Raw genomic sequence first — 25,176 nt, 5'->3', positions numbered from 1 at the left:
CCCCGCACTGCGCGGGGCTCGTTCGCGCCGCTCCCCGGGGCGGGGGCGACTCGGCAACCAAGTGTTGCCCGCAAGCTCATCATCCGACACGCTAGCCGGTCTGTAGAACACGGTCTCGACGAACTGACGCACTGGCGATGGCCCCGAAAGCAAGAGCCCCTACGATTCCTTAACGTGCCCAATCTGACCGACGTACCCAAACGCATCCTGATCGGCCGCGCCCTGCAGAGCGACAAGCTCGGCGAGACGCTGCTGCCCAAGCGCATCGCGCTCCCGGTGTTCGCCTCCGACGCGCTCTCCTCGGTGGCCTACGCCCCGGAGGAGATCCTCCTGACCCTCTCGCTGGCCGGGGTGTCCGCGATCCACTTCTCCTGGCAGATCGGCGTCGTGGTCGCCGTCGTGATGCTGGCCGTGGTCGCCTCCTACCGCCAGAACGTGCACGCCTACCCCAGCGGCGGCGGCGACTACGAGGTCGCCACCGTCAACCACGGGCCGAAGTCGGGCCTGGTGGTCGCCAGCGCGCTGATGGTCGACTACGTGCTCACGGTGGCGGTCTCCACCACCTCGGGTGTCGCGAACGTGGTCTCGGCCGTGCCGATGCTGCGCGGCCACGAGATGGCGCTGAGCGTCACGCTGGTGCTCGTCCTGATGGGCATGAACCTGCGCGGGGTGCGCGAGTCCGGCAGCGCCTTCGCGATCCCGACCTACGCCTTCATGGCCGGCGTCATAGGCATGGTGCTCTACGGCCTGGTCCGCAACCTGGTCTTCGGCACCGCCATGCACGCCGAGAGCGCCGGCTTCCACCTCCAGCCGACCCCCGGCAACGAGGCGGTGACCGGCTTCGCGCTGGTCTTCCTGCTGCTCAAGGCGTTCTCCTCGGGCTGCGCGGCGCTCACCGGCGTCGAGGCGATCAGCAACGGCGTGCCGGCCTTCCGCAAGCCGAAGAGCAAGAACGCCGCGACGACCCTGCTGCTGATGGCCACCATCGCGGTGACCATGTTCATGGGCATCATCTACCTCGCCCATCTGACGGGCACGCAGATGGCGGAGAACCCGGCCCAGCAGCTCGCCGGCGCGCCGGCCGGCTACCACCAGAAGACCGCGCTGGCCCAGATCAGCGAGGCCGTCTTCTCCAACTTCACCCCGGGCTTCTACTTCATCGCCGCGGTGACCGGCCTGATCCTGGTGCTGGCGGCCAACACCGCCTTCAACGGCTTCCCGGTGCTCGGCTCGATCCTGGCCCAGGACCGCTACCTGCCCCGCCAACTGCACACCCGCGGCGACCGGCTGGCCTTCTCCAACGGCATCATCCTGCTGGCCGGCGTCGCGGTGATCTTCATCATGGCCTTCGACGCCGACCCGAACCGGCTGATCCAGCTCTACATCGTCGGCGTCTTCGTCTCCTTCAACATGAGCCAGTCCGGCATGATCCGGCACTGGACCCGGCTGCTGCGCAGCGAGACGGACGGCAAGGAGCGCCGCCGGATGCAGCGCTCGCGGGCGATCAACGCCTTCGGCCTGGTGATGACCGCGGCCGTGCTGATCGTCGTGCTGGTCACCAAGATCGGCCACGCCTGGATCGCGATCGCCACCATGTGCGTGCTCTTCGTGATGATGAAGGCGATCCGCCGGCACTACGACCGGGTCTCCACGGAGCTCACCGCGGCCGAGGAGCCCGACGACACCGTGCTGCCGACCCGGATGCACGCCATCGTGCTGGTCTCCAAGCTGCACAAGCCGGCCCTGCGGGCGCTGGCCTACGCGCAGCTGGCCCGGGCGCACACGCTGGAGGCGGTCACCGTCAACGTGGACCCGGGCGACACCCGGGCGCTCCAGGAGGAGTGGGACACCCGCGACATCGGGGTGCCGCTCAAGGTGCTGGACTCGCCCTACCGCGACATCACCGGCCCGGTGCTCGAGTACGTCAAGAACCTGCGCCGCTCGACCCCGCGCGACGTGGTCAGCGTCTACATCCCCGAGTACGTGGTCGGTCACTGGTACGAGCACCTGCTGCACAACCAGAGCGCGCTGCGGCTCAAGGGACGCCTGCTCTTCAAGCCCGGGGTCATGGTGACCTCGGTGCCCTGGCAGCTGGAGTCCTCGGAACGGCGCAAGAGCCAGCGGGCCTGGTCGGCCCCCGGTGACGTCCGACGCGGCGAACCGCGCCGGCGCACGGTACCGTCGGGTTCCGTCGAGAACCGCGCCGATGCCAACGCCGATGCCAGCAAGGACACCACTTCGTGAGTCGCAACACCCCGCCCCGTTCCTCGGGACAGCCCGGTAAGCCCAAGGCCGGAGCGTCCCGCAAGGGAGCGCAGCCCGGGAAGTCCGGCAAGGTCGGGCAGGTCGCCCGGCCGCGCTGGTCGGCCAAGCCGGCCCGCCCGGCCGCCACCGACCGGGACGGCTTCACGGCGCAGACCGCCCCGCTGGCCCCGGGTGAGCCGCCGGTGGCGGCCGAGCCCTCGGCCGGCAAGGCGGCGGCCAAGGGCGCCGCCGGTGCCAAGGGCGCCGGTGGCGGCAGGGCCGGCGGCGCGAAGGGCGCCGGTGGCGCCCCCAAGGGCGGCTCCGCGCCCCGGGCGGCGCACGGCGCGGGCCGGGGTGGTGCGGGGTCGGCCAAGGCGCCGCGCCCGCCGCGCGCGCCCAAGGCCGCCCCCGCCCCCCGGGGCCCCGGCGGCGATCCGCTGGTCGGCGAGCGCTACGAGGTCGAGGTCGGCGCGGTCGCGCACGGCGGCGGCCACTGCGTGGCGCGGCACGAGGGCCGGGTGCTCTTCGTGCGGCACGCCCTGCCGGGCGAGCGGGTGATCGCCGAGGTCACCGAGGGCACCACCAAGTCCCGCTTCCTGCGGGCCGACGCGGTGCAGGTGCTGGAGGCCGCCAAGGACCGGATCGAGGCGCCCTGCCGCTTCGCCGGCCCCGGCCTGTGCGGCGGCTGCGACTGGCAGCACGTCAGCCCGGGCGGCCAGCGCAAGCTCAAGGGCCAGGTGCTCACCGAGCAGCTGGCCCAGCTGGCCGGCCTGACCCCGGCGCAGGCCGGCTGGGACGGCAGCGTCGAGCCGGTGGGCGGCAAGCTGCCGGCCGGCGAGGTGCCGGCCTGGCGCACCCGGGTGCAGTACGCGGTCGACCCGCAGAGCGGCGAGGTGGGCCTGCGCAAGCACCGCTCGCACGACGTGCAGCCGATCGACCGCTGCCTGATCGCCGCCGAGGGCGTCACCGAGCTCGGCATCGAGTCGCGGGACTGGACCGGTCTGGCCTCGGTGGACGTGATCGCCGCCAGCGGGTCCTCGGACCGCCAGCTGATCCTGCGCCCGCTGCCGGGTGAGCAGCTGCCGCTGGTCGAGCTGGACAAGCCGGTCTCGATCTCGCGGATCGACGAGCAGGACCTCTTCCACCGGGTGCACGGGCGGAACTTCGTCCGCGAGCGGGCGGCCGGACGGACCTGGCGGGTCAGCAACGGCGGCTTCTGGCAGATCCACCCCGAGGCGCCGCAGACCCTGGTGGCCGCGGTGCTGGAGGGCCTGGACCCGCAGTGGGGCGAGAACGCGCTGGACCTCTACTGCGGGGTCGGGCTGTTCGCCGGCGCGCTGGCCGACCGGGTCGGCGAGGACGGCGCGGTGCTCGGCATCGAGTCGGGCAAGCAGGCCGTGGCCGACGCCCGGCACAACCTGGCCGAGCTGGAGAACGTCCGGATCGAGTGCGACAAGGTGGAGAGCCTGCTGCCGCGCACCGGCATCGAGTCCACCGACCTGATCGTGCTCGACCCGCCGCGCGCGGGGGCCGGGCGCGAGACGGTCGGCCACCTGGCGAAGCTCGGCGCCCGCCGGATCGCGTACGTGGCCTGCGACCCGGCCGCGCTCGCCCGGGACCTGGCCTTCTTCGCGGAGGGCGGCTACCGGCCGGTCTCCCTGCGGGCCTTCGACCTGTTCCCGATGACCCACCACTTCGAGTGCGTGGCGATCCTGGAGCCGGCCGGCGAGTGAGCCGCCCGCGTTGAGGACCTGAGGCGGACGGCCCGGTGCACCCGCACCGGGCCGTCGGCCTTCCGCGTGCCCGGGGCCGGCACGGTGATCGATACCTTGCCGGTGGGCGACGACGGCGTGAACGCACGGACTACGCGCCCCCCGTACGCGCCCTTGTGGTGCTAGCACTATGGCGCTAGCTTCGAGGACATGGGTAAGAAGCAACTCAACGTGCGGGTGGACGCCACCACCGCTGAAATCGCCCGCGAGCGGGCCGAGCAGCAGGGGATCAGCATGAACCAGTACATCGAGAGGCTCGTCCAGCAGGACATGGGCGAGGCCGGGCTGACCTTCGTGGACGCGGCAGCCCAGTTCATGAAGGAGTTCGAGAGCGAGTTCCTCGCCGAGTTCGGCGAGCGCGTTCCGGCGGACGACCGACAGGGCGGGCGTCGTTGAAGCTGGAGGTCGACCTCTCCTGGCTGCTCATGACCGCTGAGCAGTACACCCCCGGGGACCCCCAGGTGACCGACTACGGCTCGCTGCTCGCGGCGATCGCCCGGCACACCGCGGAGATCTTCGACATCGCGGTCTACCCCGAGCCGCAGGACCGGGCCGCCGCCCTGATGCACCAGCTGATCCGGGTGCCGGCCCTGGAACGGACCAACGAGCTCTTCGCCACCGCCGTCGCCTACGCCTACCTGGTCGCCAGCGGCTGCCAGGTGGCCACCACCGCGCGCGAGGTGCGCAGCCTGGCCCGGGCCATCCGGGAGGGGCGGCTGGGCCTGGACGGGGTCGCCGAACGGCTGGGCAGCTGGGTGGTGGACGCGGCCGAGGGCGAGGGCGTCACCGGCGAGGACGGCGAGGACGACTCCGACTCCGAGTGAGCCGCTGGTGGGCGCCGCTGCGGCGCCCACCCGACGGTTTAGGGTGGGGCGGTGCTCCGGGACATCGAGCGGTACCTGACCTGCCCGCACTGCCGACTGGGCCTGGCCCTCGACGCGACCGGGCGGGCGCTGCGCTGCTCGGGCGGACACAGCTTCGACATCGCCAAGCAGGGGTACGTCAGCCTGCTGCCCGGCGACGCGCACACCGGGACCGGCGACACCGCCGAGATGGTGGCGGCCCGGGCCGACTTCCTCGAGGCCGGCCACTACCGCGCGATCGCCGAGGCGCTGGCCACGGCCGCCGCCGCGACCGGCGCGGGTTCGGCCGTCGGCGGCCTGGTGGCCGACCTCGGCACGGGCACCGGCTACTACCTGGCGCGGGTGCTCGACGCGCTCGACGGCACCGCCGGTGCGGCGCTGGACATCTCCAAGTTCGCGCTGCGCCGGGCCGCCCGGGCGCACCCGCGGGCCGGCGCGGTGGCCTGTGACGCCTGGCGTCCGCTGCCGCTCGCGGACGCCTGCGCGGACCTGGTGCTGAACGTCTTCGCCCCGCGCAACGGCGCCGAGATCCGCCGGGTGCTGCGCCCGGGCGGCAGTCTGCTGGTCGCCTCGCCCACCACCCGCCACCTGCGCGAACTGGTCGGCGCGCTGGGGCTGCTCGTGGTGGACGAGGAGAAGGAGCGGCGGATCGACGAGAAGCTCGGCCCATGGTTCACGCCGGGCCCGCGGACCGAGGTGGAGTTCGAGCTGCGGCTCAGCCGCCGCGACGCCGCCGCGGTGGTCGGGATGGGGCCGAACGCCTGGCACACCGACCCGGCGGCGGTGGCGGGCGCGCTCGCGCAGCTGCCCGAGCCGGTCGCGGTGACCGGGTCGGTGCGGATCGCGGAGTACCGGTAGGGGAGTGGTGGTAGCCGATGGCCGGCGGCGGAGTACCGGTGGGGGAGTACCGGTACTCGGACGCGGAGTCGGGAGCGAGGCGTCGGACGTCGAGCCGGCCGACTTCTCGATGAGCCGCACCGGGGCTTGAGCCCTCGTAGGGGTGAACCGCTGGCGCAGGCACGTTTCTGCCACCGTGCGGCCGAACGGGCGTCAGTAGGGTCGGCTCAGTGACCAGCGACGTCGTTCCGCGCCCCGCCACCACCCTCCCCGCGACCGCCCCCACCACCGCCTGGCCCAGCACCGCGCAGGCCGTCCGGGCCCTCGCCGGCCGGCCGGAGCCGGCCCGCCCGGCCCTGCGGCCCACCGTCGAGGAGGTGCGGCTCACCTCGTTCAAGTCCTACCGCCGCGCCGTCCTGCCGCTCTCCCCGCTCACCGTGCTGCACGGCCCCTCGGGCGCGGGCAAGTCGAACGCGCTGGACGCGCTGGCGGTGCTCTCCCGGCTGGCGCTCGGCGAGGAGATCGCCCCCTCGCTGGACGGGATGGGCGGCCTGGGCGGACCGCTGGCCGTCCCGGTGCGCGGCGGCCTGCTCGGCTGCGTCCCGCACGGGCGCAACGCGATCATCCTGGGCTGCACGGTCCGCTCCTGCGCGGGCCCGATCCACCTGGAGCTGGTGATCCGCACCGACGGACGCGTCCGGGTGGCCCGGGAGTCGCTGGCCTGCCAGGGCCGGACCCTGGTGGAGACCGGCGAGCAGGACGTGGCGGGCGGCCGGGTCAACGTCAGCTGGCACAACGACACCCGGCAGGGTGACATCCGGGCCCCGTTCCCCAGCGGCAGCCTGATCACCACCCAGATCCCGCTGCGGGTGGCCGGCTCCTCGCCCGGCGAGCGCAAGGTGCTGGCCGCCGCCGAGCAGCTGCTCACCGCCCTGCGCGAGGTCTTCCCGGTGCACCCCGTGCCGGCGCTGATGCGCGGCTGGATCCGGCCCGAGCCGCAGGCCCGGCTGCTGCCCACCGCCGCGAACCTCTCGGCGGTGCTCGCCCGGCTGCAGGGGGAGTGCACGCGCCGCTACGGGCGCCTGCTGCGCGCGGTCCAGGCGGCGGCGCCGCACCCGCTGCTCGGCCTGGACGTGGCCCGGCGCGGCAGCCAGGACCTCGAGCGGCTGATGGCGGTCTTCGACGAGGGCGTGCTCGGCCGGACCGGCGCCGACCAGGCGGCCGACGGGATGCTGCGGCTGCTCGCGTTCGCCGCCGTGCTGCTGACCGGGGCCGGGGTGCTGGACGTCGACCCGGCCGCCGAGGTCCCCTGGGCCCGCCGGCAGCTGACGGTGCTGGCCGAGGACCTCGGTGCCGGGCTCTGCGCCGAGCAGACCGCCTCGCTGCTGCGGCTGGCGCGCGAGATGTGCGACAAGGACCACGTGCGGCTGCTGGCCGCGCTGCACGATCCGGCGCCGGCCCGGCAGGTGGGCGGGATCGAGCTGGTCGAGTGCGGCCGGGACCCGCTCAGCGGGCACAGCGTGCTGCGGCCGGAGGCGCCCCGGGTACCGGCGCAGCCCGGGCCGGACGCGCCGGCCGGTGAGCCGGCGGGGGCGAGTGGTGGGGTAGACCTGGAGCGGTGAACGAGTACCCCGAAGCCCCGGCTTCCCCCACCACCTCCACCGATTCGCAGCCCGAGGACCGGCCGCCGGCCCCCGGCGCGCCGTCGTCGCCGTCCGACCCGCCCACGCCGTCCGACCCGCCCACGCCGTCCGACCCGCCCACGCCGGCCGGTCCGCCGGCCACGCTGGCCGGTCTCTCGCGGCGGCTGGCGGACTTCGCCGCGGCGCGGCACTGGCAGCCGTTCCACACGCCCAAGAACCTGGCGGCGGCGCTGAGCGTGGAGGCCGGCGAGCTGCTGGAGATCTTCCAGTGGCTGACCCCCGAGCAGGCCGCCGCCGTGATGGCGGACCCGGGGCGCGCGCACCGGGTCCGCGACGAGGTGGCCGACGTGCTGGCCTACCTGCTGCAGTTCTGCGCGGTGGTCGACGTGGACCCGCTGACCGCGCTGGCGGCGAAGATCGACCGCAACGAGCTGCGCTTCCCGGTGGCGGATGCGGCGGCGGATCGGGCGGCCGGTGGGTGGGCCGAGGAGAGCACCGGTCCGTCCGATGATCGGGCCGGTGGCTGACCGCGAGTTATCCACACCCCCGGAGTTGTCCACAGCTCTGCGACCGGGGGCTGCGCGCTTTCGGATCCGGCGCCACGCTCTGCTCATGACGGTCCGTCCACCGTGGACGGGCCGGCCGCACGGTCGGCTCTCGCCCGACCGGAGGGGAGTCGTGGGGTATGGACGCTGTGCGCCTGATCAGGACGGCCCGGCACGCGATCGCCGAGGCCAGGACGGTCCCCGACGTGCTGTCGGAGGCCTGGCAGGCGGCGACCCTCACCGAGGCCGTCGCCGCCCTGCTCGGTGAGGAGCCGTCCGGGGAGGTGGCCGCGCTGGCCCACCTGCTCGGACAGGCCGCCGGCCATGCGGCCGGCTGTCTGGAGGCCTCGGCGGACCCGCCGGAGTACGGGGACTGGTCGCCGACCGGCCGGGCCTCGCGACTGGGCGGGCTCGGTCCCCCCGGACCCGCCCTGAAGCACCTGCGCCGCCTGCTCGCGGACGTGACCGAGGCGCTGGTGGCGATCGCCACCGGCACCGTGGCGCAGGGCGTCTACTGGCAGGCCATCGACGGCATCGACGCCTACGCCGAGTGCCGGGACCTGGCGCTGGAGCTGGCCCGGGCGCTGGAGCAGGCGGTGCCCACCCTGGTCCTCACCCTGACCCCGCCGGTGACCGACCCGGCCACCGGCGCCGTGCCGCCCGCCCGGCGCTACCGGGCGCCGGAGCCGGTCGCGGCCTCCGGGGCGCCGGGCAGATCCGCGCCCGACTCACCGCAGGCCTCCAGGCCCGCGCCCAGACCGGCCAGCGCGGCCAGGTCGGCGTTGACCGAGGCGAGCAGTTCCTGCATCTGTTCCAGCAGACCCTTGGGCGGCGTGGCGGACGCGGCGAGCGCGCCGGAGCTCACCGGGGGTGCGGCGGGTACCTCGTACCTGGGCTCGGACATGAGGGGACCCCTCCAACTCGGTGGTGCGCGGTGACGCGTCGGACGGCGGTGCCGCCGTCGTCGCGCCGGCGCCGCGGGGGTGTTGAGCCCGCCGGTTCAACGAGACCGTGGTCACCCGGTCACCGCGGACCACTCGATGCGGTTCTCCTGGTCACCGGGGTCAGCCCCGCGGGTGACGCCGGGTTGCCCCGGGGCCCGCGCCCGGTGCAGCGGCCGGACGCGCCGGACCCCGGCGGCGCGGGTGCGCGGCCGGGGTCCGGGTGGGGCGGGTCGGCCGGCGGTCCGGCCGACCACCGCTCAGTTGTGCGCGTGCAGCTCGGCGTTCAGGCCGCCCCAGGAGCCGGAGCGGGCGATCACCTCGACGGCACCGGACTGCGAGTTCCGGCGGAAGAGCAGGTTGTCCTGGCCGGAGAGCTCGACCGCCTTGGCGACGGTGCCGTCCGGCAGGGTGACCCGGGTGCCGGCGGTCACGTAGAGGCCGGCCTCGACCACGCAGTCGTTGCCCAGGGCGATGCCGATACCGGCGTTGGCGCCCAGCAGGCAGCGCTCGCCGACCGAGACGACCTGCTTGCCGCCGCCCGACAGGGTGCCCATGATCGAGGAGCCGCCGCCGATGTCGCTGTGGTCGCCGACCACCACGCCCGCGCTGATCCGGCCCTCGACCATCGAGGTGCCCAGCGTCCCGGCGTTGAAGTTCACGAAGCCCTCGTGCATCACCGTGGTGCCCTCGGCGAGGTGGGCACCGAGGCGGACCCGGTCGGCGTGCGCGATCCGGACGCCGGACGGCGCGACGTAGTCCGTCATCCGGGGGAACTTGTCGATCCCGTACACGGCCAGCTGGCCGCCCTCGGCGCGCACCGCGAGCCGGGCCCGCTCCACCAGGTCCACCGGCACCGGGCCGATGCTGGTCCAGGCCACGTTCGCCAGCAGCCCGAAGATCCCGTCCAGGTTCTGCCCGTGCGGCCGGACCAGACGGTGGCTCAGCAGGTGCAGGCGCAGGTAGGCGTCGTGGGCGTCCAGCGGCTTCTCGTCGAGCGAGCCGATCGTGGTGCGCACCGCGACCACCTCGACCCCGCGGCGGGCGTCGGCGCGCAGCGCGGCCGGCGCACCGGCGCCGAGCTCGGCCTCGGCCTGCTCGGCGGTCAGCCGGACGGTGCCCGAGGGGCCCGGCGCGGCGGCCAGGGCGGGGGCGGGGTACCAGGTGTCGAGGACGGTGCCGTCGGCGGCGATGGTGGCCAGGCCGGTCGCGATGGCACCACGTGCGGAGGAGGTCGATTCAGCAGTCACATCGAGCACGGTAACGAATTCCCGCCGGGAGTGCCGCCGCCGACCAGGGAACGGACCGTGTCGCACGGTCCGGGCAGGAGGCCGCCCGCGGCCGGCCCACCGCTGAAAACCAGGTGTGATGGGGCGAACGACCCGTGGATACTCGATCAGGTGTTCATTTCGATCTCCACCACGGGAACCGCCGACGATCCGGCCACCGACCTGGGCTTCCTGCTGCACAAGCACCCCGGGAAGGCACAGCGTTTCAGCACGTCCCACGGCGACGCGCACGTCTTCTACCCCGAGGCGAGCGATCAACTGTGCACGGCCGCGCTGTTGCTGGACATCGACCCGGTGGCGCTGGTCCGGCGTGGCCGGGGCGGCGGTCGGGGCGCATCGCCCGACTTCGCGCTCTCGCAGTACGTCAACGACCGTCCCTACGCGGCCTCCTCGCTGCTCGCGGTGGCACTGCGCACGGTCTTCCGCACGGCCATGAAGGGCGTCTGCGAGCTGCGGCCCGGGCTGGCCCAGCGGCCGCGCCCGCTGACCGTGCGGCTGCCGGCGGTGGCGGCGGGCGACGGTGAGCTGCGCGGCGGCCGCTTCGCCGGCGGCGCGGGTGGGCCCGGCCACGACGAGCGTCCGCTGGTGAACCGGCTCTTCGAGCCGCTCGGCTGGCAGGTGGACGCCACGGTCATCCCGCTGGACGAGGCCTTCCCGCAGTGGGGCGACTCGCGTTACCTGCGCCTGGAGCTCGCCGGCACCCTGCCGCTCGCCGACGCCCTGCAGCAGCTGTACGTGCTCCTGCCGGTGCTGGACGGCGCCAAGCACTACTGGGTGGCGCCGGACGAGGTCGACAAGCTGCTCGACGCCGGTGAGGGCTGGCTCGCGGAGCACCCGGAGCGCTCGCTGATCATCCGGCGCTACCTGCAGCGCCGCTGGTCGCTGGCGAACGAGGCGCTGCGCCGCCTCGAGCTGGCCCGCCTCGCGGAGGCGGACGACGGCGAGGCCGAGGACCTGGACAACGCGGTACCCGCCGCCGAGCACGACACCGCCGACCCGGACGACACCGCCGGCACCACCATCGACGGTGCTGCCGTCGGCGTCGCCGCCACCGACGGTGCTGCCGTCGCCGGCACGGCGGCCGCGCCGGCGCAGCCCGCCGAGCAGCCGGACGAGCCCAAGCCGGTCCCGTTGGCCCAGCAGCGCCGCGAGGTGATCCTCGACCTGTTGCGGGCGGGCGGCGCCGCCCGGGTGCTCGACCTCGGCTGCGGGCAGGGCGAGTTGGTCGGTGCGCTGCTCAAGGACCGGCGCTTCACCGAGATCCTCGGTGTCGACGTCTCCGCCACCGCGCTGACGATCGCGGCCCGCAGGCTGCGGCTGGAGCGGCTGCCCGAGCGGCAGGCGGCGCGGGTGCGGCTGATCCAGGGTGCGCTGACCTACACCGACGCGCGGCTCAAGGGGTACGACGCCGCGGTGCTCTGCGAGGTGATCGAGCACCTGGACCTGCCCAGGCTCCCGGCCCTGGAGCACGCGGTCTTCGGCGCGGCGCGGCCCGGCACCGTGATCGTCACGACCCCCAACGTGGAGTACAACGTGCGCTGGGAGTCGCTGCCGGCCGGCCGCAGCCGGCACGCCGACCACCGCTTCGAGTGGGACCGCGACGAGTTCCGGGCCTGGGCCGGCTTGGTGGGAGCGCGTTACGGGTACACGGTGGACTTCCACCCGGTGGGCCCGGACGACCCGGAGGTGGGCCCGCCGACCCAGCTCGCCCGCTTCCGCCTCGGCGGCGACCCGACCGCCTCGGTCCCCGCCACCGCCCATGCCCTCACCACCACCGTCGCCGCCGCCACCACCGACCTCAGCACCGAGAGGAGCGTGACCCGATGACCGACGAGATCCGCGAGCCGCGCCGGCTCCCCGTCACCGACCTCTCGCTGGTGGTCCTGATCGGCACCAGCGGCGCCGGCAAGTCCAGCTTCGCCCGCAAGCACTTCGCACCGACCCAGGTGATCTCCTCGGACTACTGCCGGGGCCTGGTCTCGGACGACGAGAACGACCAGTCCGCCTCGGCGGACGCCTTCGAGCTGCTCCACTACATCGTGGGCAAGCGGCTCGCGGCCGGCCGGCTCACCGTGGTCGACGCCACCAACGTGCAGCAGGCCGCCCGCAAGCAGCTGGTCGCGATCGCCCGCGAGCACGACGTGCTGCCGATCGCGATCGTGCTGGACGTGCCGGTGGGCGTCTGCGCCGAGCGCAACCGCGGCCGGCCCGACCGCGACTTCGGCGCGCACGTGATCCCGCGCCAGCACCGCGACCTGCGCCGCTCGGTGAACGCCCTGGAGCGCGAGGGCTTCCGCAAGGTGCACCACCTGCGCGGGGTCGAGGAGGTGGACGCGGCCGAGATCGTCACCGAGAAGCGCTGGAACGACCTGCGCGACCGCACCGGTCCGTTCGACATCATCGGCGACATCCACGGCTGCCGCGCCGAGCTGGAGACCCTGCTCGCCCGCCTCGGCTACCAGGTGCACCGTGACGAGCAGGGCCGTCCCGTGGACGCCGAGCACCCGCAGGGCCGTACCGCGGTCTTCGTCGGTGACCTGGTCGACCGCGGGCCGGACACGCCCGGCGTGCTGCGCCTGGTGATGGGCATGGTCGCCGCCGGCCACGCGCTCTGCGTGCCCGGCAACCACGAGAACAAGCTCGGCCGGGCGATGGCCGGGCGCAAGGTCACCGTCTCGCACGGCCTGCAGGAGTCGCTGGACCAGCTGGCCGGCGAGCCGGAGGAGTTCCGCAGCGAGGTCCGCGCCTTCATGCGCGACCTGGTCAGCCACTACCTGCTGGACGGCGGCAACCTGGTGGTCTGCCACGCCGGGCTGCCGGAGAAGTACCACGGCCGCAACTCCGGGCGGGTCCGCTCGCACGCGCTCTACGGCGAGACCACCGGCGAGACGGACGAGTACGGCCTGCCGGTGCGCTACCCGTGGGCGGAGGAGTACCGCGGCAAGGCGCTGGTGGTCTACGGCCACACGCCGGTGCCGGTGGCGACCTTCCTCAACAACACCATCTGCCTGGACACCGGCTGCGTCTTCGGCGGCAGCCTCACCGCGCTGCGCTACCCCGAGCGCGAACTGGTCGGCGTCGAGGCCGAGCAGGAGTGGTACGCGCCGGTCCGCCCGGTGATCAGCGACGCGCCGGGCGCCCGCGAGGGCCGGCCGCTGGACCTCGCCGACGTGGCCGGCCGCCGAGTGGTCGAGACCACGCTGCACGGCCGGGTCTCGGTCCGCGAGGAGAACGCGGCGGCGGCCCTGGAGGTGATGAGCCGCTTCGCGCTGGACCCGCGGCTGCTCGCCTACCTGCCGCCGACCATGGCGCCGAGCCCGACCTCGCGCCGCGAGGGCTACCTCGAGCACCCCGAGGAGGCGTTCTTCGCCTACCGCGCGGACGGGGTGCGCGAGGTGCTCTGCGAGGAGAAGCACATGGGCTCGCGGGCCGTGGTCCTGGTGGCCCGCGAGCCGGCCGCGCTGGAGCGCCGCTTCGGCCTGGCCGGGCCCGGTGCGATCTGGACCAGGACCGGTCGCGCCTTCCTGGGCGACCGGGAGCTGACGCACGCGCTGCTGGACCGGCTCCGGGCGGCCGCCGAGCAGGCCGGCCTCTTCACCGAGCTGGCCACCGACTGGCTGCTGCTGGACGCCGAACTGCTGCCCTGGTCGTTGAAGGCGGGCGACCTGCTGCGCCGCCAGTACGCGGCGGTGGGCGCCGCGGCCCGCGCCGCGCTGCCCGAGGTGCTGCGGGCGCTGAGCACGGCCGGCGGCCGCGGGATCGAGGGACTGGCCGAGCTGACCGAGCGCCAGCGCCGCCGCTCGTCGGACGCCGAGGCGTTCACCGCGGCCTACCGGCGCTACTGCTGGCCCACCGAGGGCCTGTCGGGGATCCGGCTGGCACCCTTCCAGGTGCTCGCGGCCGAGGGGGCGAACCTCGCGGTGCGCCCGCACGACGAGCACCTCGACTGGATCGACCGCCTGGTGGCGGCCGACGAGGCGGCCTGCGCGGCCGCCCCGGGGCCGGACCGTCCCCAGCCGCTGCTGCGGTCCACCGCGCGGCTGCTGGTCGACACCGGCGACGAGGCGTCCATCGCCGCGGCCACCGCCTGGTGGGAGGAGCTCACCGGCGCGGGCGGCGAGGGCATGGTGGTCAAGCCGCTGGCCTCCTCGGTGCGCGGCACGGTGGGGCAGGGCCGTCCCGGCGGCCTGGTCCAGCCGGGCCTGAAGGTCCGCGGTCGTGAGTACCTGCGGATCATCTACGGACCGGACTACACCGAATACCTCGGGCAGTTGCGCCAGCGCAGCATGGGCCACAAGCGGTCGCTCGCCCTGCGCGAGTACGCGCTGGGCATCGAGGCGCTGGACCGACTGGCCGGCGGCGAGCCGCTCTGGCGGGTGCACGAGCCGGTGTTCGCCGTCCTGGCCCTCGAGTCGGAGCCGGTGGACCCCCGGCTGTAGCGTCCCCGGCCGTACGACCGGTCGTAACAAGGGGCTGCCACCCTGGGTGGCAGGCCCTTGTCGGCACCATGCTGCATAGTAATTCCGAGCATCGTATACAATTCCCCTACTGACGTACCCGGGCCGCCGCACGCCCCCGCCGCGCACCGCGCGCCACGCACCCCTGTTCGCCCCCGTTCACCCCAGGAGCCCGGCATGGCCTTGAACCTCCGGAACCGGCACTTCCTCAAGGAGCTCGACTTCACGGCTCAGGAGTTCCGCTTCCTGCTCGACCTCGCCGCCCAGCTCAAGGCCGCCAAGTACGCCGGCACCGAGCAGCCCCGGCTGCGCGGCAAGAACATCGCGCTGATCTTCGAGAAGACCTCGACCCGCACCCGCTGCGCCTTCGAGGTGGCCGCGCACGACCAGGGCGCCACCACCACCTACCTCGACCCCTCCGGCTCGCAGATCGGCCACAAGGAGTCCATCAAGGACTCGGCCCGGGTGCTCGGCCGGATGTTCGACGGCATCGAGTACCGCGGGCACGGGCAGGAGATCATCGAGGAACTGGCCGCCCACGCGGGGGTGCCGGTCTGGAACGGGCTGACCGACGAGTGGCACCCGACCCAGATGCTGGCCGATCTGCTCACCGTCCAGGAGCACGCCGACAAGCCGCTGGCCGAGGTCACGCTGGCCTACCTCGGCGACGCCCGCAACAACATGGGCAACTCGCTGCTGGTCACCGCCGCCCTGCTCGGCATGGACCTGCGGATCGTCGCACCGGAGCAGCTCTGGCCGGCCGAGGAGGTGCGCGAGTCCGCCGAGCGGCTCGCCGCCGTGAGCGGTGCCCGGATCACCCTGACCGAGTCCGTCGCCGAGGGCGTGGCGGGCGCGGACTTCCTCTACACCGACGTCTGGGTCTCGATGGGCGAGCCGAAGGAGGTCTGGGCGGAGCGGATCGACCTGCTGAAGTCGTACCAGGTCTCGATGGACACGGTGCGGGCCACCGGCAATCCCGGCGTCAAGTTCCTGCACTGCCTGCCGGCCTTCCACAACCTGGGCACCGAGCTCGGCCGCCAGTTGCACGCGGCCACCGGCATGGCCGAGCTGGAGTGCACCGACGAGCTCTTCGAGTCGGCGCACTCCATCGTCTTCGACCAGGCCGAGAACCGGCTGCACACCATCAAGGCGGTGCTGGTCGCGACCCTGGGCGGCTGACCGCCCGCCGGTGACCCGCGCCGCCCGCGCCCGCCCGCGCCCCTCGCGCCCGCGCCGCCCCGGTGTCGGGTCGGCCGCGGGGCCCGCCCCGGTGCGGCGGTCGGTCAGAACGGCAGGTCGACGCAGGCCACCCGCTCGGCGGCGGCGTGCGTGCCGGCGTCGGCGCCCGCGTGCAGGACCAGCGAGTGCGCCCCGCCCGGCCGGAAGGTCCACGGCACCGTCGTCGCCGCCTGCGCCGCCCCGTCACCGTCGGTCGCCAGCAGCAGCCGCAGCTCGTTGCGATCGTTCGCGTAGGCCGGGTCGGTGGACGGCTGCACGGGGTCCACCCGGTCCTGGTAGTGCGCTCCGGAGGCGGCCGGCGTCGAGCCGCAGGTCTGGGCGTGCACGTGTGCGGGGAAGGCGTGCCCGGGCGCGAGGCCCTCGACCGCGACGGCGACCGTGGTGCTCCCCTCGGCGACCGAGGTCCGCACCCGCACCCGCGCACCGTAGGGGACCAGGTCGGGCGCGAAGCTGACGGCCGTCGGTGGCACGAGGGCGGAGGGCGGCGAGAAGTCCCCGCCGGCCTCCCAGACCGACCGGGGCCCGCTCGCCGGCCCGCTCGCCGGCCCGCTCGCCGGCCCGCTCGCCGACGCGGCGCCGGCCACGCCCGGGGCGAGAACCGCGAGCAGCGCGCAGCAGCCGGCGGGCGCGGCACCGGCCAGGCGGCCGGTGCGGCCGGTGCGGCCGGTCGAGCGGGTCGAGCGGGTCGAGCCGGTCGGGTGGGAGGGGGAGGCGGGAGTGCGCATGGTGCCGGGTCCTTCGGACGGTGACGACGGGTCGGCTCCACCGTCCCGCCCCGCGGCGCCCCCGGTCGCGGGGGCGCGGCGGGGTGTCACCCGTTCGGGAGCGCCCCGCCCTTCGCCCCGCCCTTAGCCCCGCCCGTCGCCGGGCCCGCGCCGATGCCGCGGATCTCGCAGCGCGGCCCGCTGGCCCGCATCAGCCGCAGGTCCGCGGTGACCAGCGGCGCGCCGAGCAGCTCGGCCACCGCCACGTAGGCCGCGTCGTCCGGGGTCAGGTTGTCCTTGAGCTCCCAGATCCGCTCCAGCAGCGGTGCCAACTCCAGCTTGCGGAAGTCGATCCGCGGCAGTTCGGCCGCGACGGCGGCCACCTGCTCGGCGGTGTTCTCCTTGGCGAGGTAGCGTCCGCGCAGCGACTGCATCACCTCGATCAGCAGGTGCTCGGGCGCGGCCCACTCGGGGTCGGCGGCGAGCGCCGCGCGGGCGGCTTCGCCGCGCTCGCCCCGGTCGGCGAGGGCGAGGACCAGGGCGGAGGCATCGATGACGATCACGCGGGCCACCGTAGCGCCTCGCCGGACGCGCCAGGAGGTGCCTGACGTCACTCCGCGCGCGGCCATGCACTATGGTTTATCTCGACATCGAGATAACTTCACGCTAGGATTTATCTCGATATCAAGATACTTGCCGAGAGGCACCCGCCGCCGGGGCAGGCAGGACGGGCCAGTGTTTAGGTGACCCTAACTAAGGCTCACCTTACCAGTGCAGTCCAGTACCGGAGCCCGGCCGGGTCCGCTTCATCGTGTGGTCCACCCAACCCCACGCCCCAGACGTACCGCACGAAGCACCTAGAAGGAGTCAGTCGTGTCCGCGAACAGCTTCGACGCCCGCAGCTCGCTGCAGGTGGGCGACGAGTCGTACGAGATCTTCAAGCTCTCCGCCGTCGAGGGTTCCGAGCGGCTGCCGTACAGCCTCAAGGTGCTGCTGGAGAACCTGCTCCGCACCGAGGACGGCGCGAACATCACCGCCGACCACATCCGCGCGCTCGGCTCCTGGGACGAGAACGCCGAGCCGAGCCAGGAGATCCAGTTCACGCCGGCCCGCGTGATCATGCAGGACTTCACCGGCGTGCCCTGCGTGGTCGACCTCGCCACCATGCGCGAGGCCGTCAAGGAGCTCGGCGGCGACCCGGCCAAGATCAACCCGCTGGCCCCGGCCGAGCTGGTCATCGACCACTCGGTCATCGCCGACAAGTTCGGCACCAAGGACGCCTTCACCCAGAACGTCGAGATCGAGTACGGCCGCAACAAGGAGCGCTACCAGTTCCTGCGCTGGGGCCAGACCGCCTTCGACGAGTTCAAGGTCGTCCCGCCGGGCACCGGCATCGTGCACCAGGTGAACATCGAGCACCTGGCCCGCACCGTCATGGTCCGCGGCGGCCAGGCCTACCCCGACACCTGCGTGGGCACCGACTCGCACACCACCATGGTCAACGGCCTGGGCGTGCTGGGCTGGGGCGTGGGCGGCATCGAGGCCGAGGCGGCCATGCTCGGCCAGCCGGTCTCCATGCTGATCCCGCGCGTGGTGGGCTTCAAGCTCAACGGCCAGCTGCCGGCCGGCACCACCGCCACCGACCTGGTGCTCACCATCACCGAGATGCTGCGCAAGCACGGTGTGGTCGGCAAGTTCGTCGAGTTCTACGGCGAGGGCGTCACCTCGATCCCGCTCGCCAACCGCGCCACCATCGGCAACATGTCGCCGGAGTTCGGCTCGACCTGCGCGATCTTCCCGATCGACGCCGAGACCATCAACTACCTGAAGCTCACCGGCCGTGACGAGCAGCAGCTCGCGCTGGTCGAGGCGTACGCCAAGGAGCAGGGTCTCTGGCACGACCCGTCCCTCGAGCCGGTCTACTCCGAGTACCTGGAGCTGGACGTCTCCACCGTCGTCCCCTCGATCTCCGGCCCCAAGCGCCCGCAGGACCGCGTGATCCTGGCCGAGGCCGCCGCGAAGTTCGCCGAGGCGCTGCCGACCTACTCCGCCGAGGCCTCGAAGCCGACCACGGTCACCGCCCCCGACGGCACCTCGTACCAGATCGACAACGGCGCGGTCGTGATCGCCTCGATCACCTCCTGCACCAACACCTCCAACCCCTCCGTCATGCTGGGCGCCGCCCTGCTGGCGAAGAAGGCCGTGGAGAAGGGCCTGCACGTCAAGCCCTGGGTCAAGACCACCCTGGCGCCCGGCTCCAAGGTCGTCATGGACTACTACGAGAAGGCCGGCCTCCTGCCGTACATGGAGAAGCTGGGCTTCAACCTGGTGGGCTACGGCTGCGTCACCTGCATCGGCAACTCGGGCCCGCTGCCCGAGGAGGTCTCGGCCGCCGTCAACGAGGCCGACCTGGCGGTCGTCTCGGTGCTCTCGGGCAACCGCAACTTCGAGGGCCGGATCAACCCGGACGTCAAGATGAACTACCTGGCCTCCCCGCCGCTGGTGGTCGCCTACGCCCTGGCCGGCAACATGAACATCGACATCACCCGCGACGCGCTGGGCCAGGACGCCGACGGCAACGACGTCTTCCTCGCCGACATCTGGCCCACCGAGCAGGAGGTCGCCGACACCGTCGCCGGCTCCATCGACGAGGCCATGTTCGACAAGGGCTACCAGGACGTCTTCGCCGGTGACCACCGCTGGCAGTCGCTCCCCGTGCCGACCGGCAACACCTTCGAGTGGGACGCCGAGTCCACCTACGTCCGCAAGCCCCCGTACTTCGAGGGCATGGCCAAGACCCCGAGCCCGGTGAACGACATCGCCGGCGCCCGCGTCCTGGCCAAGCTGGGCGACTCGGTCACCACCGACCACATCTCCCCGGCCGGCAACATCAAGCCGGGCACCCCGGCGGCGCAGTACCTCACCGAGCACGGTGTGGAGAAGCGTGACTTCAACTCCTACGGCTCGCGCCGTGGCAACCACGAGGTCATGATCCGCGGCACCTTCGCCAACATCCGCCTGCGCAACCAGATCGCGCCGGGCACCGAGGGCGGCTACACCCGCGACTTCACCCAGGCCGACGCGCCGGTGGCGTTCATCTACGACGCCTCGCAGAACTACCAGGCCGCCGGCGTCCCGCTGGTGGTGCTGGCCGGCAAGGAGTACGGCTCCGGCTCCTCGCGCGACTGGGCCGCCAAGGGCACCGCGCTGCTGGGCGTCAAGGCCGTCATCGCCGAGTCCTACGAGCGCATCCACCGCTCGAACCTGATCGGCATGGGCGTCCTGCCGCTGCAGTACCCGGCCGGCGAGAGCGCCGAGTCGCTGGGCCTGACCGGCGAGGAGACCTTCTCCTTCACCGGCGTGACCGAGCTCAACGAGGGCCGCACCCCCAAGACCGTCAGGGTCACCGCGGGCGAGGTCACCTTCGACGCGGTCGTGCGCATCGACACCCCCGGCGAGGCGGACTACTACCGCAACGGCGGCATCCTGCAGTACGTGCTGCGCAGCCTGATCGGCTGATCCGGGCACCGCACCGGCCGGGCCGCACCCCTGTGGGGGTGCGGCCCGCCCGTCGTCGTAGTACCACGGAAGCATGGCGACGCCATCCGATCCGTGGCCGCTGATCCACGCCGAGCGGCGCGCACTGCTCGACGACGTGCGACAGCTGGCCCCCGAACAGTGGACCGTCTTCTCGCTCTGCGCGGGACGCACGGTCCGCGACACCCTGGCGCACATGACCGCCACCGCCCGGATGACCCCCGCCGGCTTCTTCGGCAAGCTGGCCCGGGCCCGCTTCCGCTTCGGCGTGATGACCGACCGCGAGATCCACGCGCTGACCCGCGGGCGCCCCTCCGCCACGGTCGCCGCCTTCGCCGCGCAGGTGGACTCCACCGAGCACCCGCCCGGCCCGCTGGAGAGCTGGCTGGGCGAGACGGTGGTGCACGCCGAGGACATCCGCCGCCCGCTGGGCATCGAACACCGCTACCCGGACGAGGCGCTCACCCGCTGCGCCGACTTCTACCGCGGCTCCAACCTCCTGATCGGTGGCAAGCGCCGCACGGCCGGGCTGCGGCTGAGCGCGAGCGACGTCGACTGGTCGGCGGGGGAGGGGCCCGAGGTCAGCGGCCCGATGCTGGACCTGCTGCTGGTGATCACCGGCCGCCCGGCGGGACTGGCCGCGCTGGAGGGCGAGGGCCTGGAGACGCTGACCGGGCGGACCGACCGGGGCGCCGGCCACTGAGCGGATCCGGTCCGCCGGGACCGACCCCTTGTGCGGGGGCACCTTTGTGGACTAAACCTCTGTTTCAGCTTGGTCCAGACCAATTGACGCTGTCTCAGAGAGAGCCACAGGTCTCCCGCATGCGCATCCCCCGTCGTACCTCGGCCGTCCTGGCCGCCACCGTGCTGGCCACCCTGGCCGCCGCTCCCGCCGCCCAGGCCCACTCCCCGCACCGGCTGCCCGGGCAGCGGGTCGGCTACTTCACCCAGTGGGGCATCTACAGCGGCTTCTCCGCCAAGAAGGTGCAGACCTCCGGGCAGGCGAGCAAGCTCACCGTCCTCAACTACGCCTTCGGCAACGTCTCCGCCGACGGCACCTGCTTCGAGGCCAACGCGGCCGGCGTCGGTGACGCCTGGGCCGACTACCAGCGTCCGGTGGCCGCCGACGAGTCGGTGGACGGCGTGGCCGACACCGCGGCGCAGCCGCTGAAGGGCAACTTCAACCAGCTGCGCAAGCTCAAGGCGGCCAACCCGCAGCTCAAGGCGGTCGTCTCGCTGGGTGGCTGGTCCTGGTCGAAGTACTTCTCCGACGCCGCGGCCACCGACGCCTCGCGCCAGAAGTTCGTGGCCTCCTGCCTCGACCTGTACCTGCGCGGCAACCTGCCGCAGATCGGCTCGCCGGAGGGCGGCGCCGGCTCCGGTGCGGGCGTCTTCGACGGCATCGACATCGACTGGGAGTACCCCGGCGGGGGCGGTGACGCCGGCAACGTGGTGCGCCCCGAGGACGGCCGCAACTACACCCTGCTGATGCAGGAGTTCCGCCGCCAGCTGGACGCGCTGGGCCGCCAGGCGCACACCCACTACCTGCTGACCGCCGCGGTGCCCTCCGGCGAGGCCAAGCAGCAGCAGCTGGACGTCCACAAGGTCGCCAGGTCGGTGGACTGGCTCAACCTGATGACCTACGACTTCCACGGTTCCTGGGAGGCGCAGGGCCCCACCGACCACAACGCCAACCTCTTCAGCGACAGGGCCGACGCCGCCGCCGACAACAAGGGCTACAGCGTCGACCGGGTGGTGCGGGACTACCTGGACCGCGGGGTGCCCGCCGACCACCTGGTGCTCGGGGTGCCGTTCTACGGCTACGGCTGGACCGGTGTGCCGGCCGGCGCCAAGAACGGGCTGTACCAGGGCGCCACCGGCCTGGCGAGCGGCGGCAACCTGCCCTACAACCAGATCAAGGACCTGCCGGGCCAGGTCTTCTACGACCGCGCGCACGGTGCGACCTGGAAGTACGACGGCAACGACTTCTGGACCTACGACACCCCGCAGCTGCTGACCCGCAAGGCGGCCTACGCCAGTGACAACGGGCTGGCCGGGGTGATGGCCTGGTCGCTGGACAACGACGACGCCCAGGGCACCCTGGTGACCGCCCTCGACAAGGGGCTGCGCCAGGGCTGAGACTGCGCCCGGAGACCCGTGCCACCGAGCAGCTTTGCGCAGCCGTCACCGGCTGCGCAAAGCTGCTCATTTGTATGTTCAAAAATGCAGAAGCGCGCTAGATTCTCCACGCGCGGGCGTCGCCCACTCCACACACAGGCGACGTCCAGGCAAACCCGGCAAATATGCAGGCTTCCTGCACATTGCACATGCTGCACCGCCGACAACGCTTTGAGTGCTGCGGGCCGTAACCGACGGAGAGACTATTGCCGCCGAATGAACAGTGGACTATACCTTTGCCCATCGACGAAACCGCCTCTGACCGGCACCTTCGCCGCGAGGCACGGTTAAGGCACGGTTGATCAGCGGTAATTGACGGAACGTCGGACATGTCCCGGCGGCCGTCGGTCGATCCAGCACTCTGTCACCCGCGCGGGCACCCACAGCCCGGCGCGGAGTTCACCAGCACCTCTGCAACACCTGGACACTGAGGGGTTAGGGCACTCATGGGCTCTGCAACGGAGTACAACCGCCGCGACATCTTCAAGCGCGCGGCCGCCATCACCGTCATGGCGGCCGGCGGCGGCTCGCTGCTCGCGGCCTGCGCCGGCGGCACCGGTAGCAGCACGGACAACAAGAGCTCCGCGCCGACCGGTGGCGGCAGCGCGAGCAACCCGTTCGGCGTCAAGGCGAGCGACCCGCTCGACGTGGTCATCTTCAAGGGTGGTTACGGCGACGACTACGCCAAGGCCTTCGAGGACATCTACAAGGGCAAGTACAGCGGCGCCAACGTCAGCCACCTGGGCACCACCGAGATCAGCGGCAAGCTGCAGCCCCGCTTCAACTCGAACACCCCGCCGGACGTGGTCGACAACTCCGGCGCCCAGCAGATGAAGCAGGACGTGCTGGCGAAGGCCGGCCAGCTCACCGAGCTGACCCCGCTGCTGGACGCGCCCTACCTGGACGACCCGACCAAGAAGATCCGCGACGTCCTGCTGCCGGGCACCATCGAGTCGGGCACCATCGACGGCAAGGTGTGGTCGCTGAACTACGTCTACACCGTCTACGGCCTGTGGTACTCGGCGAAGCTCTTCAAGGACAAGGGCTGGACCCCGCCGAAGACCTGGGACGACTTCATCACCCTGTGCGGCACCATCAAGGCCGCCGGGATCGCCCCCTTCGCGCACCAGGGCAAGTACCCCTACTACGCGAACTACGTGCTCTTCGACCTGATCGCCAAGCAGGGCGGCACGGACCTGTTCACCAAGCTGAACAACTGTGACCCCACCGCCTACGACGACCCGGCGGTGCTGGCCGGCGTCAACGCGTTCTACCAGATCATGGACAAGGACTACCTGCTCCCGGGTACCAACGGCATGACCCACACCGAGTCGCAGACCGCCTGGTGCAACGGCAAGGCCGCCTTCATCCCCTCCGGCTCCTGGCTGGAGAACGAGATGCTGAAGGTGACCCCGGCCGACTTCGACATGGCCTTCCTGCCGATCCCCTCGCTGCCGGGCGACAAGATGCCGGCCACCGCCCTGCGCGCGGGCGCCGGTGAGCCGTTCATCGTGCCGGCCAAGGCGAAGAACGCCGCCGGTGGCCTGGAGTTCCTGCGGATCATGCTCACCAAGGAGGCCTCCGGCAAGTTCGCCGCCGCGGCCAACTCGCTGAGCGTGCTGAAGGACGGCGTCGGCGCCGACGTGGTGCTCAAGCCGGGCACCAAGTCCTCCTCCACGGCGCTCACCGCCGCGGGCAGCAACACCTTCTACTACACGATCCAGGACCTGCAGACGGACTTCGAGACCGCGCTGGAGGCCGCCACGGCCGACCTGTGCGCCAAGCGGACCGACCCGGCCGGCTGGATCAAGACCGTCAAGGCCGCGGCCGCGAAGGTCAAGCCCGCCTGATCGGCAGACGGCAGTAGTCAACCGGACACCGGAGCCCGCACCGCGGGCTCCGGTGCCCGAGCGTCCCGCCCGGGTGGGACGCGACCGCAAGACCAGGCCTGTCCCGCGCAGGCTGTGGCGGACAGGGAGTTCCTGCTATGCGTCATCGTCAAAGCCGATTCATCTTCGGATTCCTCTTCGTCCCGGTACTGCTCTACGCGGTGCTGGTGATCTGGCCCTACCTCCAGACCTTCGGGTACTCACTGACCGACTGGTCCGGCTTCTCGCCCTCGATGAACTTCGTCGGGCTGAAGAACTACACCGACCTGCTGCACGACGACGTCTTCATGACGGCGATCGGGCACAACCTGCTGCTGCTGGTGCTGCTGCCCACGCTCACCATCCTGCTGGCGCTCTTCTTCGCCTTCATGCTCAACGTCGGCGGGCGCGGCGGGACCACCGGCATCCAGGGGGTACGCGGCGCCGCCTTCTACAAGGTGGTCTTCTTCCTGCCGCAGGTCTTCTCGGTGGCGATCCTGGTGGTCCTCTTCGAGGGCGTCTACCGCTCCGACCCCGGCGGCCTGCTCAACGGCGTGCTGGTCAAGCTCGGCCTGGAGAACCCGCAGCACCCCATCGAGTGGCTCTCCGACCCGGACACCGTCTTCTGGTGCATCCTGGCGGTGCTGATCTGGGCCGGCGTCGGCTTCTACCTGGTGCTCTTCTCGGCGGCCATGCAGTCGATCCCCAAGGACATCTACGAGGCGGCGCTGCTGGACGGCTCCGGCCGGGCGCAGACCTTCCTCAAGATCACCATCCCGCTGCTCTGGGAGACCATCCAGACCGCCTGGGTCTTCCTGGCCATCGCCGCGATGGACGCCTTCGCGCTGGTCTCCTCGATGACCCCGCCCGCGGGGCTCTACGGTGGCGGCCCCAACCACCGCAGCGAGGTGATCGCCACCTATCTGATGCGCAACTTCCTGCCGCTGGGCAAGGCCGGCTACGCCTGCGCCATGGGTGTGGTGATCTTCTTCATCACCCTCGTCCTGTCCGTCGTCTCGCTGCGGGTCACCCGGCGCGAGCGGATCGAGTACTGAGGCC

General features: G+C 72.6%; 19 protein-coding genes. 16 read left to right on the top strand and 3 right to left on the bottom strand.

Translation table 11 applies throughout. The annotated features are described in order from the left end of the window. Positions 1-174: 174 nt before the first annotated feature. The 8 genes from ABD323_RS11955 (at position 175) to ABD323_RS11920 (ending at position 8,842) form a co-directional block, all read left to right on the top strand. Positions 175-2,244 (top strand): APC family permease, encoded by a 2,070-nt coding sequence (locus ABD323_RS11955; RefSeq protein WP_344441338.1) that lies wholly within the window; start codon positions 175-177, stop codon positions 2,242-2,244. A gap of 437 nt (positions 2,245-2,681) precedes the next feature. Then, positions 2,682-3,977, top strand: a complete 1,296-nt coding sequence (locus tag ABD323_RS11950) for a class I SAM-dependent RNA methyltransferase (RefSeq protein ID WP_344441354.1) — start codon at positions 2,682-2,684, stop codon at positions 3,975-3,977. Between the two features lie 189 nt (positions 3,978-4,166). Beyond that, positions 4,167-4,412 (top strand): toxin-antitoxin system HicB family antitoxin, encoded by a 246-nt coding sequence (locus ABD323_RS11945; RefSeq protein WP_344441336.1) that lies wholly within the window; start codon positions 4,167-4,169, stop codon positions 4,410-4,412. Continuing rightward, complete coding sequence (locus ABD323_RS11940) at positions 4,409-4,840, top strand: fic family toxin-antitoxin system, toxin component (protein WP_344441335.1); 432 nt, start codon at positions 4,409-4,411, stop codon at positions 4,838-4,840. Before ABD323_RS11945 ends, ABD323_RS11940 begins: the two co-directional genes overlap by 4 nt. A 51-nt stretch (positions 4,841-4,891) precedes the next feature. After that, positions 4,892-5,737, top strand: coding sequence for a putative RNA methyltransferase (locus tag ABD323_RS11935; RefSeq protein ID WP_344441334.1), 846 nt, complete (start codon positions 4,892-4,894; stop codon positions 5,735-5,737). A gap of 209 nt (positions 5,738-5,946) precedes the next feature. Next, on the top strand, positions 5,947-7,338 hold the full coding sequence (locus tag ABD323_RS11930; protein WP_344441333.1) for an AAA family ATPase: 1,392 nt from the start codon (positions 5,947-5,949) through the stop codon (positions 7,336-7,338). 164 nt (positions 7,339-7,502) lie between these two features. Then, the gene (locus tag ABD323_RS11925) at positions 7,503-7,886 is read left to right on the top strand and encodes a nucleotide pyrophosphohydrolase (protein ID WP_344441352.1); all 384 of its coding nucleotides are present in this window, start codon (positions 7,503-7,505) and stop codon (positions 7,884-7,886) included. Positions 7,887-8,044: 158 nt separating this feature from the next. Further along, positions 8,045-8,842, top strand: coding sequence for a DUF6099 family protein (locus ABD323_RS11920; RefSeq protein WP_344441332.1), 798 nt, complete (start codon positions 8,045-8,047; stop codon positions 8,840-8,842). A gap of 263 nt (positions 8,843-9,105) precedes the next feature. Here ABD323_RS11920 and dapD read toward each other — a convergent pair whose 3' ends face one another. Beyond that, positions 9,106-10,095 carry a 2,3,4,5-tetrahydropyridine-2,6-dicarboxylate N-succinyltransferase gene (gene dapD, locus ABD323_RS11915; RefSeq protein ID WP_344441331.1) on the bottom strand — a complete coding sequence of 330 codons (990 nt, stop codon included), beginning with the start codon at positions 10,093-10,095 and terminating at the stop codon, positions 9,106-9,108. Positions 10,096-10,245: 150 nt separating this feature from the next. Between dapD and ABD323_RS11910 the strand changes: the two genes are divergently transcribed. From ABD323_RS11910 to argF, 3 genes are all read left to right on the top strand, one after another. Beyond that, complete coding sequence (locus ABD323_RS11910; RefSeq protein WP_344441330.1) at positions 10,246-11,961, top strand: 3' terminal RNA ribose 2'-O-methyltransferase Hen1; 1,716 nt, start codon at positions 10,246-10,248, stop codon at positions 11,959-11,961. After that, positions 11,958-14,573 carry a polynucleotide kinase-phosphatase gene (locus ABD323_RS11905; protein ID WP_344441329.1) on the top strand — a complete coding sequence of 872 codons (2,616 nt, stop codon included), beginning with the start codon at positions 11,958-11,960 and terminating at the stop codon, positions 14,571-14,573. Before ABD323_RS11910 ends, ABD323_RS11905 begins: the two co-directional genes overlap by 4 nt. A gap of 195 nt (positions 14,574-14,768) precedes the next feature. Beyond that, positions 14,769-15,770 carry an ornithine carbamoyltransferase gene (argF, locus tag ABD323_RS11900; protein WP_344441328.1) on the top strand — a complete coding sequence of 334 codons (1,002 nt, stop codon included), beginning with the start codon at positions 14,769-14,771 and terminating at the stop codon, positions 15,768-15,770. 104 nt (positions 15,771-15,874) lie between these two features. Here the strand turns inward: argF and ABD323_RS11895 are convergent, their stop codons facing one another. Together ABD323_RS11895 and ABD323_RS11890 are read right to left on the bottom strand one after the other, a co-directional pair. Next, on the bottom strand, positions 15,875-16,555 hold the full coding sequence (locus tag ABD323_RS11895) for a superoxide dismutase family protein (RefSeq protein ID WP_344441326.1): 681 nt from the start codon (positions 16,553-16,555) through the stop codon (positions 15,875-15,877). Between the two features lie 86 nt (positions 16,556-16,641). Next, complete coding sequence (locus tag ABD323_RS11890; RefSeq protein ID WP_344441325.1) at positions 16,642-17,097, bottom strand: type II toxin-antitoxin system VapC family toxin; 456 nt, start codon at positions 17,095-17,097, stop codon at positions 16,642-16,644. Between the two features lie 310 nt (positions 17,098-17,407). Here ABD323_RS11890 and acnA point away from each other — a divergent pair, with 310 nt between their 5' ends. From acnA to ABD323_RS11865, 5 genes are all read left to right on the top strand, one after another. Beyond that, the gene (gene acnA / locus ABD323_RS11885) at positions 17,408-20,053 is read left to right on the top strand and encodes an aconitate hydratase AcnA (protein WP_344441324.1); all 2,646 of its coding nucleotides are present in this window, start codon (positions 17,408-17,410) and stop codon (positions 20,051-20,053) included. Positions 20,054-20,126: 73 nt separating this feature from the next. Further along, a complete protein-coding gene (locus ABD323_RS11880) occupies positions 20,127-20,774 on the top strand; it encodes a maleylpyruvate isomerase family mycothiol-dependent enzyme (RefSeq protein WP_344441323.1) in 648 nt (215 codons plus the stop codon). Positions 20,775-20,893: 119 nt separating this feature from the next. Then, entirely contained in the window at positions 20,894-22,210 is a 1,317-nt protein-coding gene (locus ABD323_RS11875) for a glycoside hydrolase family 18 protein (protein WP_425555963.1), read from the top strand. 485 nt (positions 22,211-22,695) lie between these two features. After that, positions 22,696-24,099, top strand: coding sequence for an N-acetylglucosamine/diacetylchitobiose ABC transporter substrate-binding protein (gene ngcE / locus ABD323_RS11870; RefSeq protein ID WP_344441322.1), 1,404 nt, complete (start codon positions 22,696-22,698; stop codon positions 24,097-24,099). Between the two features lie 137 nt (positions 24,100-24,236). Continuing rightward, positions 24,237-25,172, top strand: a complete 936-nt coding sequence (locus ABD323_RS11865) for a carbohydrate ABC transporter permease (protein WP_344441321.1) — start codon at positions 24,237-24,239, stop codon at positions 25,170-25,172. The last annotated feature ends 4 nt before the right edge of the window (positions 25,173-25,176 follow it).

Origin of the sequence: Kitasatospora nipponensis, assembly GCF_039528135.1 — a bacterium.
GTDB classification, from domain to species: Bacteria; Actinomycetota; Actinomycetes; order Streptomycetales; family Streptomycetaceae; genus Kitasatospora; species Kitasatospora nipponensis.
The sequence above is the reverse complement of the archived record's forward strand: the minus strand, read 5'-3'. Positions and strand labels throughout refer to the sequence as shown.

What these genes read in the sequence shown, in the direction of transcription:
- ABD323_RS11945 (WP_344441336.1), top strand. Translation starts at nt 4,167, where the DNA reads ATGGGTAAGAAGCAACTCAACGTGCGGGTGGACGCCACCACCGCTGAA.
- ABD323_RS11920 (WP_344441332.1), top strand. Translation starts at nt 8,045, where the DNA reads ATGGACGCTGTGCGCCTGATCAGGACGGCCCGGCACGCGATCGCCGAG.
- ABD323_RS11905 (WP_344441329.1), top strand. Translation starts at nt 11,958, where the DNA reads ATGACCGACGAGATCCGCGAGCCGCGCCGGCTCCCCGTCACCGACCTC.
- argF (WP_344441328.1), top strand. Translation starts at nt 14,769, where the DNA reads ATGGCCTTGAACCTCCGGAACCGGCACTTCCTCAAGGAGCTCGACTTC.
- ABD323_RS11895 (WP_344441326.1), bottom strand. Translation starts at nt 16,555, where the DNA reads ATGCGCACTCCCGCCTCCCCCTCCCACCCGACCGGCTCGACCCGCTCG.
- ABD323_RS11880 (WP_344441323.1), top strand. Translation starts at nt 20,127, where the DNA reads ATGGCGACGCCATCCGATCCGTGGCCGCTGATCCACGCCGAGCGGCGC.
- ABD323_RS11875 (WP_425555963.1), top strand. Translation starts at nt 20,894, where the DNA reads ATGCGCATCCCCCGTCGTACCTCGGCCGTCCTGGCCGCCACCGTGCTG.
- ngcE (WP_344441322.1), top strand. Translation starts at nt 22,696, where the DNA reads ATGGGCTCTGCAACGGAGTACAACCGCCGCGACATCTTCAAGCGCGCG.
- ABD323_RS11865 (WP_344441321.1), top strand. Translation starts at nt 24,237, where the DNA reads ATGCGTCATCGTCAAAGCCGATTCATCTTCGGATTCCTCTTCGTCCCG.